This window comes from Maritimibacter sp. DP1N21-5 (assembly GCF_019218295.1).
GTDB lineage: Bacteria > Pseudomonadota > Alphaproteobacteria > Rhodobacterales > Rhodobacteraceae > Maritimibacter.
In genome coordinates this window covers 188,298-205,511 of record NZ_JAHUZF010000003.1, presented here as the reverse complement: position 1 = coordinate 205,511, position 17,214 = coordinate 188,298, and the positions used below count along the sequence as shown (strand labels likewise).

General features: G+C 65.1%; 17 protein-coding genes. 2 read left to right on the top strand and 15 right to left on the bottom strand.

All coding sequences use genetic code 11. The annotated features are described in order from the left end of the window. Positions 1 to 8: 8 nt before the first annotated feature. Genes KJP29_RS02680 through mutL form a run of 3 tightly spaced genes read right to left on the bottom strand, consistent with a single transcriptional unit; the run spans position 9 to position 3,494 of the window. Positions 9 to 329, bottom strand: a complete 321-nt coding sequence (locus KJP29_RS02680) for a DUF3775 domain-containing protein (protein ID WP_218462002.1) — start codon at positions 327 to 329, stop codon at positions 9 to 11. Positions 330 to 387: 58 nt separating this feature from the next. Then, positions 388 to 1,623 carry a DNA recombination protein RmuC gene (locus tag KJP29_RS02675; RefSeq protein WP_218462001.1) on the bottom strand — a complete coding sequence of 412 codons (1,236 nt, stop codon included), beginning with the start codon at positions 1,621 to 1,623 and terminating at the stop codon, positions 388 to 390. Next, the gene (gene mutL / locus KJP29_RS02670) at positions 1,620 to 3,494 is read right to left on the bottom strand and encodes a DNA mismatch repair endonuclease MutL (RefSeq protein WP_370630760.1); all 1,875 of its coding nucleotides are present in this window, start codon (positions 3,492 to 3,494) and stop codon (positions 1,620 to 1,622) included. Before mutL ends, KJP29_RS02675 begins: the two co-directional genes overlap by 4 nt. 179 nt (positions 3,495 to 3,673) lie before the next feature. Here mutL and KJP29_RS02665 point away from each other — a divergent pair, with 179 nt between their 5' ends. After that, the gene (locus KJP29_RS02665) at positions 3,674 to 4,114 is read left to right on the top strand and encodes a GNAT family N-acetyltransferase (RefSeq protein WP_218461999.1); all 441 of its coding nucleotides are present in this window, start codon (positions 3,674 to 3,676) and stop codon (positions 4,112 to 4,114) included. Between the two features lie 36 nt (positions 4,115 to 4,150). Here the strand turns inward: KJP29_RS02665 and KJP29_RS02660 are convergent, their stop codons facing one another. From KJP29_RS02660 to KJP29_RS02630, 7 genes are all read right to left on the bottom strand, one after another. Then, positions 4,151 to 5,461, bottom strand: a complete 1,311-nt coding sequence (locus tag KJP29_RS02660) for a pitrilysin family protein (RefSeq protein WP_218461998.1) — start codon at positions 5,459 to 5,461, stop codon at positions 4,151 to 4,153. Further along, entirely contained in the window at positions 5,458 to 6,822 is a 1,365-nt protein-coding gene (locus tag KJP29_RS02655) for a pitrilysin family protein (protein WP_218461997.1), read from the bottom strand. Before KJP29_RS02655 ends, KJP29_RS02660 begins: the two co-directional genes overlap by 4 nt. 91 nt (positions 6,823 to 6,913) lie before the next feature. Beyond that, positions 6,914 to 7,438 carry a DUF3035 domain-containing protein gene (locus tag KJP29_RS02650; protein ID WP_218461996.1) on the bottom strand — a complete coding sequence of 175 codons (525 nt, stop codon included), beginning with the start codon at positions 7,436 to 7,438 and terminating at the stop codon, positions 6,914 to 6,916. A gap of 98 nt (positions 7,439 to 7,536) precedes the next feature. Then, positions 7,537 to 8,040, bottom strand: a complete 504-nt coding sequence (lspA, locus tag KJP29_RS02645; RefSeq protein WP_218461995.1) for a signal peptidase II — start codon at positions 8,038 to 8,040, stop codon at positions 7,537 to 7,539. Positions 8,041 to 8,052: 12 nt separating this feature from the next. Continuing rightward, complete coding sequence (gene purH / locus KJP29_RS02640; protein WP_218461994.1) at positions 8,053 to 9,642, bottom strand: bifunctional phosphoribosylaminoimidazolecarboxamide formyltransferase/IMP cyclohydrolase; 1,590 nt, start codon at positions 9,640 to 9,642, stop codon at positions 8,053 to 8,055. 15 nt (positions 9,643 to 9,657) lie between these two features. After that, positions 9,658 to 11,388: a heparinase II/III family protein gene (locus KJP29_RS02635; protein WP_218461993.1), complete on the bottom strand. Its 1,731-nt coding sequence runs from the start codon at positions 11,386 to 11,388 to the stop codon at positions 9,658 to 9,660. A 124-nt stretch (positions 11,389 to 11,512) separates the two neighbouring features. Next, positions 11,513 to 12,772 carry an RsmB/NOP family class I SAM-dependent RNA methyltransferase gene (locus KJP29_RS02630; RefSeq protein WP_218461992.1) on the bottom strand — a complete coding sequence of 420 codons (1,260 nt, stop codon included), beginning with the start codon at positions 12,770 to 12,772 and terminating at the stop codon, positions 11,513 to 11,515. 66 nt (positions 12,773 to 12,838) lie between these two features. On the opposite strand from KJP29_RS02630, the gene KJP29_RS02625 reads away from it, so the two are divergent. Next, positions 12,839 to 13,024: a DUF1674 domain-containing protein gene (locus tag KJP29_RS02625; protein ID WP_218461991.1), complete on the top strand. Its 186-nt coding sequence runs from the start codon at positions 12,839 to 12,841 to the stop codon at positions 13,022 to 13,024. A 36-nt stretch (positions 13,025 to 13,060) separates the two neighbouring features. Here the strand turns inward: KJP29_RS02625 and KJP29_RS02620 are convergent, their stop codons facing one another. From KJP29_RS02620 to KJP29_RS02600, 5 genes are all read right to left on the bottom strand, one after another. Further along, complete coding sequence (locus tag KJP29_RS02620) at positions 13,061 to 13,657, bottom strand: hypothetical protein (RefSeq protein ID WP_218461990.1); 597 nt, start codon at positions 13,655 to 13,657, stop codon at positions 13,061 to 13,063. Between the two features lie 63 nt (positions 13,658 to 13,720). Continuing rightward, a complete protein-coding gene (locus KJP29_RS02615; RefSeq protein ID WP_218461989.1) occupies positions 13,721 to 13,855 on the bottom strand; it encodes an aa3-type cytochrome c oxidase subunit IV in 135 nt (44 codons plus the stop codon). 80 nt (positions 13,856 to 13,935) lie between these two features. Then, the gene (locus tag KJP29_RS02610; RefSeq protein ID WP_218461988.1) at positions 13,936 to 14,412 is read right to left on the bottom strand and encodes a DUF6173 family protein; all 477 of its coding nucleotides are present in this window, start codon (positions 14,410 to 14,412) and stop codon (positions 13,936 to 13,938) included. Between the two features lie 3 nt (positions 14,413 to 14,415). Continuing rightward, on the bottom strand, positions 14,416 to 15,450 hold the full coding sequence (locus KJP29_RS02605) for an MBL fold metallo-hydrolase (protein ID WP_218462353.1): 1,035 nt from the start codon (positions 15,448 to 15,450) through the stop codon (positions 14,416 to 14,418). Next, positions 15,450 to 17,165 (bottom strand): acyl-CoA dehydrogenase, encoded by a 1,716-nt coding sequence (locus KJP29_RS02600; RefSeq protein ID WP_218461987.1) that lies wholly within the window; start codon positions 17,163 to 17,165, stop codon positions 15,450 to 15,452. The genes KJP29_RS02605 and KJP29_RS02600 overlap by 1 nt, the downstream gene beginning before the upstream one ends. Between the last annotated feature and the right edge of the window lie 49 nt (positions 17,166 to 17,214).

Here is a 17,214-nt window from a genome sequence, read left to right as displayed (position 1 = left end):
CGGGCGCCCTATTTCATATGATCGTCTTCGAGGTCCTCGACGTCATATCCCAGCGCATCGAGACCGGCTTCGAGGTAATCCGCCAGCATTGTCTCCCCCAGCAGGTAGTCCTCGGTCGGCGCGGTGGCTTCGGCCTTTGCGGTGGCGATGGCTTCCTCGAGGTCCTCGGCCTCGAAAGTTTCGCGCCCGATCCACATCACGGCGACGAGGCTCGCCTGTTCGTCGGTATTGAGGTCGGAGATATAGCTGCGGAGCACGGTCTCGGTGTCCGGCAATTCGCGCGCCTGAAGGGCGATGCGGGCGACACGGGAGGGGCTGATTTCGAGCATGTTGGCCTCTTCGATGATTGCCCTCACCATGGGCCGCGCGCGCGGCCGGTGCAAGCCGTCAGGCCTTGGGCAGGCGGACGATGGCGGCGGTGTCGGCGTCGGGGGCCAGTTCCTCGAAATCGAAGTTGTCGAGCCGCTTGGCCCGGTTCCCGGCTTTCTCGGCCGAAATCTTGATGTCCGAGATATCCTTGGCCGCCTGATGGAAATGGCGGTCGAGGTTTTCGACGCGGTCGCCCAGCCGGTTCACATCCGCGAAAAGCAGCGACAGTTCCTTGCGGATCGCCCCCGCCTGTTCGCGCATCCGCGCGTCTTTCAGGATCGCCCGCATGGTATTGAGCGTGGCCATGCAGGTCGTCGGCGACACGATCCAGACGCGGGCATTGAAGCCCTCTCGCACCACGTCGGCGAAGTTGGCGTGAAGCTCGGCATAGACCGCTTCCGACGGCAGGAACATGATCGCGCCATCGGCGGTTTCACCGTCGATGATATATTTCTCGCCGATCGCCTTGATATGCGTGCGCACGGCGGTGCGCAGGAGCCGCGCGGCCTCGGCTGTCTGCTGGGCCGTCTCGGCATTGCGCAGCGCCTCATAGGCTTCGAGCGGGAACTTCGAGTCGATGACGATGGGCCCGGGCGGGTTCGGCAGGTGGATTAGGCAATCGGCGCGCTTGCCGTTCGAGAGCGTCGCCTGCATGGAATAACTGTCCGCGGGCAGGGCCTTGCCCACGATGTCGTTCAGTTGAATTTCCCCGAAGGCCCCGCGCGTCTGCTTGTTGGACAGGATGTCCTGCAAAGACAGCACGTTGCCGGAGAGCTTTTCGATATTCGCCTGCGCCTTGTCGATGGTGGCGAGGCGTTCCTGAAGTTCGGTCAGGCTCTTCGTGGTCTTGACGGTCGAGCCGGAGAGCGTTTCGTTCATCCGCTCCTGCAGCTCCGACAACGACCGCGCCGAGCGCATGGCGTTCTCGTGCAGGCGGTCCTGCATCTGGCGCTGCACCTCGGCCAGGCGTGCCTCCATCGTCTGGATCATCCGCGACTGGCCCGAGGCCTGCGTATCCGACACGTTGCGCAACCCGCCCGAAAGCTGGTCCTGGCCTTGGCCAAGGATCTGCACCGCCTGCCCGATGCCCGCGAGCTGCCGGGTGAGTTCGGCATTCGTCTGCGACGCGCGTCCCGAACGCACGAGGAGCAGGACCAGGAGGATCACGAGGAGCAGCAGGACAAGCCCTCCGGCAAGCGCGGCCAGCGTGAGCGGGTCGGAGAGGGAAAACGTGGTGTCGCCAATCTGGATCATGTGCGTCCGAAAAGCCGTTCGATGTCAGAGAGTTTCAGTTCCACATAGGTGGGACGGCCATGGTTACACTGCCCGGAATGCGGTGTCGCCTCCATTTCGCGCAGGAGCGCGTTCATTTCCTCTGGCCGCATCCAGCGCCCGGAGCGGATCGAGCCATGACAGGCGACGCGCGACAGGATCGCCTCGATCCGGGACTGGAGCGTGTTTGACTGCCCGAGGTCAGCGAGCTCGTCGAGGATATCGCGGATCATTGCCTCGGCGTTGACCTGTCCGAGGATCGCGGGCGTTTCGCGCACCGCGATGGCGCCGCCGCCAAAGGCTTCGATATGTAGCCCCAGGCGCGCGAGGTCCTCCGCCAAATCGAGGAGCAAGACGGTGTCACCCGCCGACAGCTCGATGATCTCGGGGATGAGCAGCGTCTGCGACGCGACGCCATTCGCCGCCATCTGTGACTTCAGATTTTCATAGACCAGCCGTTCGTGGGCCGCATGCTGGTCCACGATGACGATGCCGGTTTCGGTCTGGGCGATGATGTAATTCTCGTGCACCTGCGCCCGCGCCGCGCCGAGCGGCAGGGATTCGCGGTCTGGCACGGCTACAGAATGCGTTTCTTCGGGCCGATCCGACCCCGCGACTTGGGGAGCGGGATCGAACCGGGCCGAAGGTTGCTCGGCAAAAGCGAAGCTCGGGGGAGCTTGCATGTGCCGCGCGGTGTGAAGGACCGACTGGGGGGGTCGGTCCATCTGGTAGATGCGGGGGACGGAGGGCTGTTCAGAGCCCTCGGGCCGCATCGCCCCCAACGTCGCCGTCGCGACGGTGGAGGAGGCGCGGTGGCCTGCCTCGTGCAGCGCATGACGGAGCGCCGACACGATGAGGCCCCGCACCAACCCGGGTTCACGGAAACGAACCTCGGATTTCGCGGGGTGGACGTTGACGTCCACGAGTCTGGGATCACAGGTGATGAATAGCGCGGCAGCCGGATGCCGGTCGCGCGACAGGAAATCGTGATAGGCCCCGCGCAATGCCCCGATGAGAAGCTTGTCGCGCACCGGGCGGCCATTGACGAAAAGGAACTGCGCCACGGCAGCGCCGCGCGAATAGGTGGGCAGCGCGGCATAGCCGATCAGACGAAACCCGTCGCGTTCGGCGTCTATGGCCAGTGCGTTCTCGGCGAAATCGCGGCCCAGCACGCCCGCGAGCCGGCCATGGAGCGCGCCGAAAAGGTCGCCGGTTTCCGGCAGCGACTGGAACACCACGCGCCCTTCCCCGCCGCCCGAGACATCGCGCAGTGTGAAGCCCAGATGCGGTTCGGCCATGGCGAGGCGTTTAACCGTATCGGCGATGGCCTGCGCCTCGGCGCGGTCGGTGCGCAGAAATTTGAGACGCGCAGGCGTGGCATAGAACAGGTCGCGCAATTCGACCACGGTGCCACGGGTGAGAGCGGCGGGTTTCGCGGGGTCCATCCGTCCGCCTGCGACGCGGATGGTCGCGGCGTCATGGCCCTCCGCGCGCGAAGTGATGGTCAGGCGACCGACGGCACCAAGCGACGGGAGCGCCTCGCCCCGGAAGCCGAAGGTATGGATGTTGAGAAGGTCCGACCCGTCGATCTTGGAGGTGGCGTGCCGGGCAAGCGCGAGGGGCAATTCCTCGGGTGGGATGCCGCAGCCGTCGTCGGTCACGCGGATCAGCGTCTTGCCCCCATCGGCATAGGCGATCTCGATCCGGGTGGCACCAGCATCGACGGCGTTTTCCACCAGTTCCTTGACCGCCGAGGCGGGGCGTTCCACGACCTCGCCCGCCGCGATCCGGTTGATCGCAGCCTCGTCAAGCTGCTGGATCGACGCTCTAGAATTGGTGGCGTTACCAGACATATGGGGTGCGGTCGCGGACATGCCGCTAGATATAGCATGATTTTGGGCAGTGCAGGAAGCAGGCGAGGGACAGATTTCTGTGGATAGGTCACAGAAAATCCGCGCGCGCCCCGTCTGGCACAGGCTTGACCCCCGACCTTGGACCTGTCTCTGCTGCCCAAAACAGTGCGGGACCCACCATGACTCTATTGATCCGCCCCCTTCGCCCCGACGACCGCGACCAGTGGATGCCGCTCTGGCTGGGCTACCTCGACTTCTACGAAACGAAGCTGCCCGACGAGGTGAGCGAAACGACCTTTGCCCGTCTTTGCGATCCTGCGCGGCTCCAGCAACGGGGGCTCGTGGCGGAAAAGGACGGCAGGCTCGTGGGGATGGTCAACGTGGTCTTCCATGCCCACAACTGGAAGCGCGAAGACGTGACCTATCTTCAGGACCTCTTCGCCACGCTCGAAACGCGCGGCACCGGCGTCGGGCGCGCGCTGATCGAGGCGGTCTATCGGCTGGCCGACGAGAACGGGACGCCGACAGTCTATTGGATGACACAGGAATTCAACGCGACCGCGCGCCAGCTTTACGACCGGGTCGGCACGCTCACGCCCTTCATCAGGTATCAGCGCTAGTCGAAGGCGAGGGCCCAGACCCTCCCCCGTGCCGGCTCAATTCACCGTGGGGTCGAGACCCTCGGGCTGGCCCACCACCACGAAGCGCAGGTTGTCGGGCTGGAAGAACTCGGCCGCGACGCGGTTCGCCTCTTCCAGGGTCACGGCGTTGACCTTGTCGTTACGGGTGGCCGGATAATCGACGTCGTAGCCGTCCATCTGCATGGACGCGAGGATATTGGCGATATTCGCGTTGCCGTCGAAACGCAGGGGATAGGAACCGGTGAGATAGAGCTTCGCAGCGTCCAGTTCTTCCTGCGTGATCCCCTCTTCGGCCATCTTGCGCCACTCATCCTGCACGACCCCCACGGCTTCGGCCATGCGGTTGTTCTGCGAAGAAAAGCTGCCCATGAAGGCCTCGGTGTAGTCGCTGTCGATCAGATAGGTGCCGATGCCGTAGGTCAGCCCACGCTTTTCCCGCACTTCATCCATCAGGCGATTGTCGAAGTTCGAGCCGCCCATGACGGTGTTGAGGATGAAGGCCGCGAAGAAATCAGGATCGTCGATCTCCATGCCGGGTTGGCCGAAACGGGTCACCGATTGCGGCGTGTCGAAGGGGGTTACAGAAACGCCGGGGCTTGCGGCGAATTCCACATCGGCCGGAAAGGGTGCGCCCTCGTCCGGCAGGTCGCCCAGCACAAGATCCATCACACGGCCCAGTTCCTCGGGCGTGATGTCGCCCACGGCGGCGATATAGACCCGGTCACGCGCGATGGCGTTCCGGAAGGCGGTCACGATGTCGTCCCGGGTCAGCGCGGCGACGCTGTCGAGCGTCCCCCCAAGGTAGCGCGCATAGGGGTGGTCGCCATAGGCCGCGGTCGCCATCACGTCACCGACGATTTCGTCGGGGTCCGTGGTGCGGGATTTCAGATGGGCGATCACCTGGGCACGCACGCGTTCGATGGCAACGGGATCGAAGGTCGGCTCGATCAGCGCGGCGCGCAGGAGCTCGAGCGAGGCCTCGGCGTTCTCGGTGAGGTAGCGCGTCGATACGGTCAGGACATCGCCGAAAATGTCGAAGCCGATGGTGGTCGCCACCTCCTCCTTGGCCTGCGCGAAGGCCTGGCTGTCCATGTCGGCCGCGCCCTCTTCGAGAAGCCCGGTCATGAGGTTCGTCGCCCCCTGCTTGCCGGCTTCGTCAAGCGAGGCGCCACCCCGGAAGCGGATTTCGAGCGCGACGAAGGGGATCGAGTGTTCCTCGACAAGCCAGGCCTTCAGACCGCCGGGAGAGGTGACCTCCTGTATCGGGACTTCGGCGCGGAGCGGAAGCGTAAAGAGGACGAGGATTGCCAGCGCGTAACGGATCATTGGATCGCCTCTTCCTGAGTTTCGACCATGGGGGCGGGTGCGGGCGGCATCATATGCGCGGTGACGCTTTGCGCGGGCTTCAGGACCAACGCGGCAGCTTCCAGCACGTCATCAGGCGTGACCGATTGCAGCACCTCCTGCCAGGCGTCGATATCCTCAAGCGTGAGCCCGGTGGTCAGGGCGCGGCCATAGCTGTTGGCGAGCCCCTGCGCCGAATCCTGCGCGTAGATCTCGCTCGCGCGGATGCGGGTCTTGATGCGCTCGAACTGGGCCGGGTCGATGCCGTCCTCCATGAATTGTGCAATCACGCCGTCCATAGCGGCCTCGGCGTCGTCCAGCGACACGCCCTCCGCCGGCACGACGCCCACAGTGAAGATCGAACTGTCGAGCGAGGTCGAGGAATAGCCGGTGAAGGTGGAGACGGCGGTGTTGGTGTCGAACTCCAGCGCCCGGGCCAGAAGCGACGTGGCCCGCGAGCCGCCGAGGATCTCGTCCAGATAGACGAGCGCGGCGGCGGTCTTCTGATCCCCCGGCATACGCGCGGGGGCGATGTAGTCGCGAAGCACATAGGGCTGGGACACGCGCGGGTCGGTCATCGACATGCGCCGTTCGGCGAGCGGGACAGGCTCCAGCGGGCGTTCGCGGGCCTCGAGCCCCGGCGTCGGCTCAAGCGGACCATAATGTTCCTCGGCAAGGGCCAGCACCTCGTTCGGGGTCACGTCGCCCGCGACGATCAGCACGGCATTGTTGGGCGCATAGTATTTTTCGTAGAAGGCCAGCGCGTCCTCGCGACCCAGTGTCTCCATCTCGTGCCGCCAGCCAATAAGTGGGATGCCATAGGGATGGTTCATGAAAAGCGCGGCGCTCATCTGTTCGTTGAGAAGCGCGCCGGGATTGTTGTCGATCCGCATCGCGCGCTCCTCGAGGATCACGTCGCGTTCGGTCGCGATGTCGTCCTCGGAGAGCAGGAGGTTGCGCATCCGGTCGGCCTCCATCGTCATCATTGTCTCGAGATGTTCCTTGGCGACACGCTGGAAATAGGCGGTGTTGTCGTAGGACGTGAAAGCATTGTCCGATCCGCCGACCTCGGCCACGACGCGGGACAGCTCGCCCGAGGGCATGTTCTCGGTCGCCTTGAAAAGGAGATGTTCCAGGAAATGGGCGATGCCGGATTTCCCCCAGGGTTCGTCCGCCGCTCCCGCGCGATACCAGACCATGTGAACCACGACCGGGGCCCGATGATCCTCGATCACCACGACCTCCATCCCGTTGTCGAGGGTGAAGTCGGTCACTTCCTCCTTCGCAAGCGCAGGCATGGAAGTGATAAGCACGGCGAAGCAGGCCGAGAGAAGTCGCGTCATATGGGGTCCTCCATTGGCCCGAAGGTAGCCTTCGCGCGGGCCGGTGCAACCCCGTGCACAGGGTTGTGCACGCGCGTGTGATCCGGTCGGATCAGTAGCGGAGCGGGTCCGGCGGCGCCGAGGGGGTGCGCACACCGCGCTGCTGCAAGCGGTCCTGTTCCAGATGTTGGTCCAGTTCTTGCTGCGAGTAGCTCTCGTAATAAACGTTCACGTTGAACAGACGTTCGAGCAGGCGCCCGTTGTTCTCGCGCCGGTATTCGAGGTCCTCTTCCGCGAGTTGTTCGCGGATGTTGGCGGGCGCGCCGTAACGAGCGGCCTGCGCCAGCAGACCGTTCTCGCTCGCCGTGGCGCCACGGTTGTAGGCCGCTTCGCTGCCGCCCACGGCGACGATGGCGTCGGAATAGGGATTGATGTCGGCGCGGTTCGAGCCACCGGGGGTCGGCGCGGGCAGGCTTTCGTAATCCTCGGGCTGCTCGAGCGGCTTGGTCGGGATGATCGAAAATTCGTCCGGCGTGCTCGAGCGCACGTTGAACAGGTTCGGCTCGCGGTCCGTTTCACAGGCGGCGAGCGCGAGCACCGCGATCCCGAGTCCGATTTTCGTGGCAAAGCCCTGCATCTATGCCTCCTGCACCCTTTGGGCACAGTGTGTAGCGTATCCCGCCCGCCCCGTCACGGGTGAAATCGACACATGGGGATTCGTTGCCGGCCAGTCTTTCATTTGCCTTTCGTCCCGGACCGGGACCGAGGCTTTTTCTCGCCCGAAGCGTCCGCGAAGATGACTAGCCCGATGGCGCCCGCGAAGATCGCGATGTCGGCGATGTTGAAGCTCCACGGGTTGTTGATCCCGCAGCAGGACATGTTCATGAAGTCCGCGACCGCCCCGTAAAGAATACGGTCGATGATGTTGCCCACCGCACCCCCGACCATGAGCCCGCCCGCAAGTTGCGCCTTCCAGCCCATCTTGTCGCGCCGGATCCACCAGACCACGCCGACCGAGATCACCACGGCGACCGCGATCAGCGCCCAGCGCGTGACCTCTTCCGACGAGGAAAACAGGCCGAAGTTCACGCCCTCGTTCCAGGCCATGCGGAAGTTGAGGAAGGGATCCCAGAAGTCGATGGCGCCCACGCGCTGCAATTCCATGTGATGCACGACCAGCCATTTGGTGAGCTGGTCGAGGATCAGGATGATCAGGGCAGTCAGGCCAAGGGTGCGCATCGTCGTCCCCGTTCAGTGCCGGAAGTGCCGCATGCCGGTAAAGACCATGGCGAGACCTGCTTCGTCCGCTGCCGCGATGACTTCGTCGTCACGCATCGAGCCGCCCGGCTGAATGACACAGGTCGCGCCCGCTTGCGCGGCCTCCATCAGCCCGTCAGGGAAGGGGAAGAAGGCATCGGACGCCACCGCCGACCCGATGGCGAGGCTCTCGGACAGACCCAGCTGATCGGCCATGCGCTGCGCCTTGGTCGCGGCAATCATCGCCGAATCGAGTCGGGACATCTGGCCCGCACCCACGCCCACGGTCGCGCCGTCCTTCACATAGACGATGGCGTTCGACTTCACGTGCTTGGCGACCTTCCACGCAAAGAGCAGGTCCCGCATCTGGGCGTCTGTAGGGGCCTTCTTCGTCACGACCTTGAGGTCGTCCAAGCCGATGAACCCGTTGTCCTTGTTCTGAAACAGATAGCCACCGGCCACCTGACGGATCGTCTGTCCGCCCGCGCGGTTGTCGGGCAGGCCGCCCGTGGTCAGAAGCCGCAGGTTCTTCTTCGCGGCAAAGACCTCGCGCGCCTCGTCGGAGGCTCCCGGCGCGATGACGACCTCGGTGAAGATCTCGGTGATCGCGCGCGCGGTGTCCGCGTCGAGCGGCTGGTTCAGCGCGACGATGCCGCCGAAGGCCGAGGTGCGGTCGCAGTCGAAAGCCTTTTGATAGGCGTCGAGCAGTGTCTCGCCCCGCGCCACGCCGCTCGGGTTCGCGTGCTTGATGATCGCGACCGCCGGGCCGTCCTCTGGCCGGAACTCGGACACGAGCTCGAACGCTGCATCGGTGTCGTTGATGTTGTTGTAGGACAGCTCCTTGCCCTGATGCACGGTGGCCGTCGCTACACCCTCACGGTTCGAGCCGTCCACGTAGAAGGCAGCGTCCTGATGCGGGTTCTCGCCGTAGCGCATGGTCTGCTTGATCTGACCGGCGACGACACGGCGGCGGGGATTCGCCTCGCCGATGGCATCCGCCATCCACGTGCTGACGGCGGCGTCATAGGCCCCCGTGCGGGCATAGGCGATCTGCGCCTGCCGCTGGCGGAAGGCATAAGTGGTGGCGCCGTCGTTCGAGTCCAGTTCCGCGAGCAGCGCGTCGTAATCCTCGACATCGACGATGGTCGTGACGAAACCGTGGTTCTTGGCCGCCGCGCGGATCATCGCCGGGCCGCCGATGTCGATGTTCTCGATCATCTCGTCATAGTCGGCACCCCGGGCCAACGCGGCCTCGAAGGGGTAGAGGTTCACCACGAGCAGATCGATCGCGCCGATCCCATGCTCTTTCATCGCCGCCACGTGGTCGTCGTTGTCGCGGAGCGCAAGCAGGCCGCCGTGGACCATGGGGTGCAGCGTCTTAACCCGCCCATCCATCATCTCGGGGAAATTCGTGACCTCGGAGACGTCCTTGACCGCTACACCCGCGTCACGCAGCGCCTTGGCCGATCCGCCGGTGGACAGAAGCTCGATACCGCGCCCGGCGAGCGCCTGGCCCAGCTCGATCAGCCCGGTCTTGTCGGAAACGGAAATCAGCGCGCGGCGCACGGGTGAAAGGTCGGTCATGGATGTCCCCAGATGTCAGTTCGGCAGCTCGTCCGCGTCGTCCCGCACCAGGTCGCGCACGCCGATGGGCGTGTCCTTGGCCTTGGCAAAGGTCCAGCGGATGCGGGTCGCATAATCCATCGCGCGGGAAGATAGAACCACCTGTTTCGCTGCGCGGGGCTTCAGCCGCGTCTTTTCGAGGTAAACGGAGGGATCGAGCCGCAGTTGCGCCTTGCCTTCGTAGCGGAAGACCCAGATTTCGCCAGACTTGAGCTGCATGGATACCGCCGTGCCACCAAGGTCGAGCGTCGCGTCGACGTCAGGATGCAGATGGAACCGGACGTCGAAAGGAATACCGTCGGGTTCGCGCGCCCGCGCGGCATTGAAGCGCGCCTGTTCGGTTTCGCTGACGGCGGCGAGGGTTTCTTCGCCGCCCACCCGCCGCCCGTCGAGCGACAGCTCGATCCGCCGCACATAGGCGAGGCCGTGCCGGGGGACATAGCCGTCGTGACCCGCGACGAGACCGACCATGTCGATGTCGCCGATCATACGCGCTTCGACCTCGTTCGGGACCTCGACCATCGGCGCGCGCAATCCGTGAGCGGTTGGCTCCGGCTGACCCAGGCGGGAGGATGAAATGCCGGTGAGCCCCAGAACCGAATGCGACGGTGTGGCGCGACCGGCCTTGCCCCATTCGGCTCCAAAGTAGTTGCCCGACCCGCAGGACACGACAAGCGGCCGCCGCCCTGAGGTCAGTTCAAAGGCGAGGGAGGATGCATGGGCATCATAGCTCGCCGCACCCACCGGGGGCTTGGAGGCGTCCATAACGATCGAGGTGCGCCCGGAGGACAGGCGCGCATAGCCCATGGCGAGCCCTTCGGTCGCGCCGCCGCGAATCCCGGAGGTCGCGAGCGCCTGATCGAGCCGCCCCTCTAACCCGCGCCCGCCCCCGTGGAACCGCGCAAGCGCACCGTCGGAATGACGCAGGGCCCGAAGCGTGGGCGCGATCCGCTCGATCGCCTTGCGATGGCCCGGCAGCGCGCCCTGCCCCGCTTCGTCGAGCGCGAGCGCCGCCCAGTTCAGAAGCGTGAAGACCTCGAGCAATTCCTCCGGGTTACGCGTGGCGATCCCGCCCGCCGCGTCGATTTCCCGGTCGCATTCCCGGGCGAGCGCGGTGGCGGCGGGTTTCGCATGTTTCTCCATGCCGGTCAGAGACAGCCCCGCATAAACGAGCCCGGTCAGCGCCTCGAACCGGGGCAGCCCGGGCGAGGTCGCCTGCCAGCGCCGTGCCACGAAGATCGTCTGCTGGCCGAGCGAGCGGTAGAAGGCCTCGGCCGCGTCCTTGTCCTGTCCGTTCAGGATGAGGATCGCGTGATTGATCCAGCGGATCAGACGGCGGCCTGCGACATCCGGCGTCCAGCCCGGTCCGTTGCCACGCCCGAAACGGTCGATCCAGTCCTGCGTCCAGAACTGCGCGCGCGCCCGTGCGTCGCGGTCACCCAGCGCGGCAAGGTCGTCCATCCAGGCGAAACCATGCAGAGCGGCCTCGAAGTCGGGGCTGGGCGGCGAAATGGTCCAGAGGCTTTGCTCGGGCGCCTGGACGAGGTTGCCGGCAAAGAGGAAATTCCCAGCGACGAGTTGCCGCCCACGCGCGAAACTGCCGATGGTGCGCGGATCGGGTTGCGAGACGAATCCCGTCGGCGGCGTCGCCCGCCCGGCACGCCACGCGTGCCAGCGGTTGAGCCACCGCGTCTTGCGGTCCGTCATGGGGATGTCCGTCGCCAATGCCCTCGCCTCAGTCCAGCAGACGCCCCTTCGCGGGGTCTCGTGGCACATTAGCGGGAGCCGACGCGCGAGTCATGTGATTCAGGTCGGCTTCAGGGACCGCGCGTCAGGCTTTGACGAAGCGGGCGATGTAGAAGCCGTCCATCCCACCCTGTTCCGGCAGGAAATCCGGCCGCAGACGCAGCCCACCCAGCTCGTCGACGGCGAAGTCGAAGCCGGTATCGCCGGGCGAGATCGCCTCGACCCTGAGCCCCGGATGCCGCGCGAGCGCGTCGCGCACCTGTTCCTCGCCCTCGTCGATGAGCAGCGAACAGGTGCAATAGACCAGCCGCCCGCCGGGTTTCAGAAGCCCGAGCGCCCGGTCGATGAGATGCTCCTGAAGTTCGAAGAGACCCGGGAAATCCGCGCCATCCTTCGCCTGCGGCAGATCCGGGTGGCGGCGGATCGTGCCGGTCGCGGTGCAGGGCGCGTCGAGAAGCACGGCATCGAAGGCGGGGGCCTCGTATTCCAGCGCATCGGAGACGACACAGGTCGCGGAAAGCCCGGTGCGCGCCAGGTTCTCCTCGACCCGTGCCATGCGTGCTGCGTTCACGTCGACCGCCGTCACATCGGCCCCGGCGGCGGCGAGTTGCAGGGTCTTGCCACCGGGTGCGGCGCAGAGGTCGAGGACACGCTCGCCAGGCTTGGCGCCCAGCACCCGGGCCGGCAGCGAAGCCGCAACGTCCTGTACCCACCAGTCGCCCGCGTCGTAACCGGGCAAAGCGGTGACCTGCACCTGACCGGCAAGCCGCACGGTTCCATTCGGCAGGACCGTTCCGCCCACGGCGCGGGCCACTGCGTCGGCCTCGCCCTTGGGGGTAAGGTCGATGGGCGCGCCTGCATAATGCGCGGCCTCGATCGCCGCGACGATCTCCTTGCCGTAGTCGTCCACCAGCGGTTTGCGCAGCCATTTCGGAAGCCGCGGGATGGGGAGATTCGGCCACCCCTCGATATCTGCCTTGCGCAAGACGGCATTGACCAGCCCGGCCATGCCTTCGGTCTTCTTGTCGCTTCGCGCGATGGCGACGGCGGAATTGACGACACCATGCGGCGCTTCGACCAGATCGCAGATTTCCACCATGCCAAGCCGCAGGAGGTTCATCACCCGAGGCGCAGGACGTTTCTTGAGGTGCGGGCCCAGTGCGCGGTCGGCGCGGTCCATCGCGCGCAGGGTCGTCGTGACCAGTCGCTGCACCCTTGCGCGATCCTCGGGTGCGAGCGAAGCCGTCCGCTTGGGCAGGACCTCGGACAGGAGCCGCCGCTCTTCCGTCACGTCGCCCAGAATGTCCAGCGCGCGCTTGCGCGGCAATGTCGCGTCACCTGCCATCGGCCGATCCTTTGCCAATTCTCATTGCGCCGCCTATATCAAAGCAGAAGACGAAGGAAGAGAGCGATGCCTGACGATACCGATGCCAAGAAGGACCTTCCCCCCGCCGCGCAGCGCGCCCTGGCCGAGGCCGAGGAACGCCGCAGGACGCAGAAGGCGCTCGACCTGCCCAGCGAGCTTGGCGGCCGCGACGGGCCCGAGCCCGTGCGCTATGGCGATTGGGAGAAAAAGGGGCTGGCGGTCGATTTCTGACCGCGCGCCCTTGGCGCAGGGCAGCGGAGGCGCAGGTCAGCGAATCGCCGGCGCCAGAATGTTGCCGTTGAAGTCGGGATCGTTGTCGCGATAGACGCTCTCGGTCACGCCGCCCAGACCCTTGAAGGCCTCCATCAGCGGGACCGGGAACATCGTCGAGGGCAGGCTCTGGAACCCCGGGACCTGCCGCAGGATGTCGCTGATCGACGAGGCGCAATAGGCCTTCGGCACGGCGCCGTAGTTCATCGCAAGCTGCATCGCCAGTTGCGCGACCTCGGGTGTCACCACCTTTTCATGGCGCACGATGTACCAGGTTTCGCGTGCGTGATAGTCCTCGTAAAAGGCCACCGCCCGGTCATTGAAGCCAAAAAGCACGTCGTTGCGTTCGGGGATCTGCGGGTGGTTGAAGGTGCCCGCCGGATCGAACAGGATCCGCTGGCTTCCGTTGATCATGAGCCCCGAATGCCCGCCCTGCCCGTTCTTGGTCCCGATCACCGTGAAGAGCGTGATGGTCGGCGGACCCGGGTGACGGTAGACGGCGCGCTGCACCTCTTCATCCGGCGCCCAGACGCTTTCGCCCGAACAGGCGGCCAGACCGAGCATCATGAAAACAGCAAGCAGGAGGCGACGCATGGAGTGCACCCGGAACAGATTGTCGACGTGAAAAGGGCCGCCGGTGGGGCGGCCCCGAAGGGATCAGGCGCCGACGATGGCCAGCAGGATCAGCACCACGATGATCGCGATCACCGAGCGTACCGTGAACTTGATGAATCCATCAAAAGTCTTTTCCTGCACACGGATATCCATCGTGCCGGGTTCGTGTTCAGCCATTTCGTTGCCCTCGCATTCGAATTTTTTTGTCCGATAGACGATTCCGATGGGTCTGTCACGACTTTGGCGCGTGAAAAGGGCTATTTGGCCCCAGGTGTCGCCTCTTGGTCCCCGTCCTGCCCCTGTTCCAGGTCCCGTGCGAGCCGAAACCCGATGCGATAGGGCTCCTCATCCTTTTCCTCTTTCGGGCGCGGCATGGCCTTCAGCATCACATTGAGCTGGCTCACATGCTGGACGAGCTGGGTCTTGGTGCCGTCACGTTCGGCGCCGTAGAACGTCACGATATCCGGGTCGAAATACCCAAGCCCCTCGATCCTGAGCACACCAGCATCGCCGCCGACAAAACCCATGGCGACCTCGTGGTCGCGGTCGAGCTTCAGTTCGAAGTTCTGGATATAGAGGATGAGCCGCTCATAGGCCCATTGCGCGGGGCTTTTCTTGTCGATGGGCTCATGGGTGAGCGCGTCCGGCAAGGGCACCTGTTCCGGCGTCGGTTCTGCATGATCGTCGCAATGCACGGCCCGCCCCGGCCTGCGTTCGATTCCCGTTACGGACATGTCTTACCCCTGTTTCTTCCAGATCCACGCATCGTCAGGTCCGCGTTCCCGCGTGGCCTGGCCGATCTGGTAAAGGTGGTTCAGATGCGCGAGCGCTTCAACCAGAGCGAGGCCATATTCGGCATCCCCGATCTTTCGCTTGAAGATCGCCGGGAAACATTCGACCGCAGTGCGCGGTTCCTCGATGGCTGCGAGGAGCCGGCGCAACGCCGAATGGTGGTTCTCGATGAGTTGGCGCATCCTCGTGGGCAGCCCGGTATAGGGCAGCTTGTGACCGGGCAGCACGAGCTGTTCCGGCGTCGCGTATTGCTTGAGCCGTTCGCAGCTTTCGAGCCATTCGCCGACCGGGTCGGCCTCGGGCTCGGTCGCATAGACGCCGAGGTTCGGGGAAATCGTGGCGAGCAGCTGGTCGCCCCCGTGGACAAGGGCGTCGTCGCGCGACCAGAAGGTGGCATGTTCGGGCGCGTGGCCGTTGCCAATGCGCACGTCCCAGGTGCGTCCACCGAAGGTGATGCTGTCGCCTTCCTTGATCCGTGTGAAGCCAAGGGGCAGTTCGCTCACGATGTCGGCGAAGTTGAAGGGCCGCTCTTCCTTGCGCTTCTCATAGATCTCGCGATCCATGCCCGCCGACCGCCAGAAGGCGAGCGTTTCGTCGACGGGGCGCTCCTGTTCGTCGAGCCGCAGCATCCGCGCCATGAGCCAGGCCGTGCGAGTGGTGACGAGCTCGGCCCCATGGTGACGCTGAAAATATCCCGCGAGGCCGATGTGGTCCGGGTGATGGTGCGTGACGACGACCCGCGCCACTTGCCGCCCGGCAAGCGGACCCGACAAAAGCGTCTCCCAGATCGCGCGGGCGCGCTTGCTGTCCAGTCCCGTGTCAACGATGGTCCAGCCCTCGGGATCGTCGAAGGCAAAGACGTTCACATGGTCGAGCTTCATGGGAAGCGGCATCCTGATCCAAAGAACGCCCTCGGCCACTTCCGTCACCTCGCCTTCAGCGGGAGGATCCTCCCACGGAAAGGCGAGAGGGGCGACCATCACGCCGACAGCTCCTCGATGCCGAAGGCATAAAGACCCTCCGCCCCGGCCCGCGCAGCGGCGAGGTTGGCTTCGTGGTCGGGCAGGAGACGCTCGATATAGAACCGGGCAAGCGCGGTGCGAGGGCCGGGTTCGCCCTCGGCATGGGCCGACTTCAGGTGGTAGTAGGCGCCAAGCACCCGCGCGAAAGCGGATTGATAGGGCACCGCGCCTGCGAACCGGGTCTGAAGGTCCTGTTCGAGCAACCATTCGGTTGCCTCTCTCAGGGTCTCCGCCGCGTCCCAGACCGGCCCGGCAAGGTCGCCGTGGCTTTCCCGGATCGTTTCGTTGAAGCTCTCGATCTCGTCCAGCAGGCGGAAGGCCATGTCGCCGCCGTCCATCATCTTGCGCGCGACGAGGTCCATCGCCTGAATGCCGTTGGTGCCTTCGTAGATCGAGGTCACGCGCACGTCGCGGGAATACTGCGCCGCGCCGGTCTCCTCGACAAAGCCCATGCCGCCGTGCACCTGCACTCCAAGCTCGGACACCTTGATGCCGGTATCGGTGCCGTAGCTTTTCGCGATGGGGGTGAGGAAAGCCGCCCGCGCCTCCCACTCCTTGTCCCCGGTCGCATGGCTCATGTCGATCGCCACGGAACAGGCGAGCGCGATGGCACGCGCGGCATAGGTCTCGGAACGCATCTGAAGCAGCATCCGCCGCACATCCGCGAAATCCACGATGGTGCCGCGCCCGTTCTCGATGGGCGTGCGTCCCTGTTTGCGGTCGAGCGCATAGGTCAGGGCATGCTGATAGGCCGCCTCAGCGATGCCCACACCCTGCACCCCGACCTGAAGCCGGGCGTTGTTCATCATCGTGAACATGCAGGCCATGCCGTTGTGTTCCTCGCCTACGAGCCAGCCAGTCGCCCCCTCGAAGCTCATCACGCAGGTCGGCGAGCCATGAAGGCCCATCTTGTGTTCGAGGCTGACGACGCGCAGATCATTGGCCTTGCCGGCTTCGCCGTTCTCGTCCGGGATGAACTTCGGCACCATGAAAAGACTGATCCCCTTGGTCCCCGGCTTGCCGTCCGGCAGCCGCGCGAGGACGAGGTGGCAGACGTTCGCAGCCACGTCGTGATCGCCCCAGGAGATGAAGATCTTCTGGCCGGTGACGGCATAGGTCCCGTCGTCGTTGCGCGTCGCCTTGGAGGTAAGCCCGCCCACGTCCGATCCGGCCTGCGGTTCGGTCAGGTTCATGGTCCCGGTCCATTCGCCAGACGTCAGCCTGGGCAGATAAGTGTCCTTGAGCTGATCCGAGGCATGGGTTTCCAGCGCCTCGATCTGACCCTGCGTCAGAAGCGGGTTCAGCCCGAGCGCAAGGCAGGCCCCTGAAAGCATGTCGTTCACGCTCGCCGCCAGCGTGAAGGGAAGCCCCATGCCGCCATATTCAGGATCGCCCGAGATACCGACCCAGCCGCCCTCGGCAATGGCCTGATAGCCCTCCCTGAACCCCTTCGAGGTGCGCACCACGCCGTTTTCCAGCTTCGCGGGATCGAGGTCGCCACTACGATTGAGAGGCGCGACCACCTCGTCCGACAGCTTGGCCGCTTCGGTGAGGATCGCGGTCACTGTGTCGTCGGTGGCCTCCGCGAATTTCTCGGTCGCTGCGACGGCAGCGAAATCGACAACGTTGTCGAGCAGGAACTGGAAGTCGGAGACGGGCGAGCGGAAGGGCATGGGTCACCTTTCGTTGGACGTGGGCCTTTGCCGGGGCTATAGGCGGTTG

What these genes read in the sequence shown, in the direction of transcription:
- KJP29_RS02635 (WP_218461993.1), bottom strand. Translation starts at nt 11,388, where the DNA reads ATGACGGACCGCAAGACGCGGTGGCTCAACCGCTGGCACGCGTGGCGT.
- KJP29_RS02600 (WP_218461987.1), bottom strand. Translation starts at nt 17,165, where the DNA reads ATGCCCTTCCGCTCGCCCGTCTCCGACTTCCAGTTCCTGCTCGACAAC.
- KJP29_RS02675 (WP_218462001.1), bottom strand. Translation starts at nt 1,623, where the DNA reads ATGATCCAGATTGGCGACACCACGTTTTCCCTCTCCGACCCGCTCACG.
- mutL (WP_370630760.1), bottom strand. Translation starts at nt 3,494, where the DNA reads ATGTCTGGTAACGCCACCAATTCTAGAGCGTCGATCCAGCAGCTTGAC.
- KJP29_RS02620 (WP_218461990.1), bottom strand. Translation starts at nt 13,657, where the DNA reads ATGCGTCGCCTCCTGCTTGCTGTTTTCATGATGCTCGGTCTGGCCGCC.
- KJP29_RS02625 (WP_218461991.1), top strand. Translation starts at nt 12,839, where the DNA reads ATGCCTGACGATACCGATGCCAAGAAGGACCTTCCCCCCGCCGCGCAG.
- KJP29_RS02605 (WP_218462353.1), bottom strand. Translation starts at nt 15,450, where the DNA reads ATGGTCGCCCCTCTCGCCTTTCCGTGGGAGGATCCTCCCGCTGAAGGC.
- lspA (WP_218461995.1), bottom strand. Translation starts at nt 8,040, where the DNA reads ATGCGCACCCTTGGCCTGACTGCCCTGATCATCCTGATCCTCGACCAG.
- KJP29_RS02655 (WP_218461997.1), bottom strand. Translation starts at nt 6,822, where the DNA reads ATGACGCGACTTCTCTCGGCCTGCTTCGCCGTGCTTATCACTTCCATG.
- KJP29_RS02650 (WP_218461996.1), bottom strand. Translation starts at nt 7,438, where the DNA reads ATGCAGGGCTTTGCCACGAAAATCGGACTCGGGATCGCGGTGCTCGCG.
- KJP29_RS02610 (WP_218461988.1), bottom strand. Translation starts at nt 14,412, where the DNA reads ATGTCCGTAACGGGAATCGAACGCAGGCCGGGGCGGGCCGTGCATTGC.
- KJP29_RS02665 (WP_218461999.1), top strand. Translation starts at nt 3,674, where the DNA reads ATGACTCTATTGATCCGCCCCCTTCGCCCCGACGACCGCGACCAGTGG.
- KJP29_RS02630 (WP_218461992.1), bottom strand. Translation starts at nt 12,772, where the DNA reads ATGGCAGGTGACGCGACATTGCCGCGCAAGCGCGCGCTGGACATTCTG.
- KJP29_RS02660 (WP_218461998.1), bottom strand. Translation starts at nt 5,461, where the DNA reads ATGATCCGTTACGCGCTGGCAATCCTCGTCCTCTTTACGCTTCCGCTC.
- KJP29_RS02680 (WP_218462002.1), bottom strand. Translation starts at nt 329, where the DNA reads ATGCTCGAAATCAGCCCCTCCCGTGTCGCCCGCATCGCCCTTCAGGCG.
- KJP29_RS02615 (WP_218461989.1), bottom strand. Translation starts at nt 13,855, where the DNA reads ATGGCTGAACACGAACCCGGCACGATGGATATCCGTGTGCAGGAAAAG.
- purH (WP_218461994.1), bottom strand. Translation starts at nt 9,642, where the DNA reads ATGACCGACCTTTCACCCGTGCGCCGCGCGCTGATTTCCGTTTCCGAC.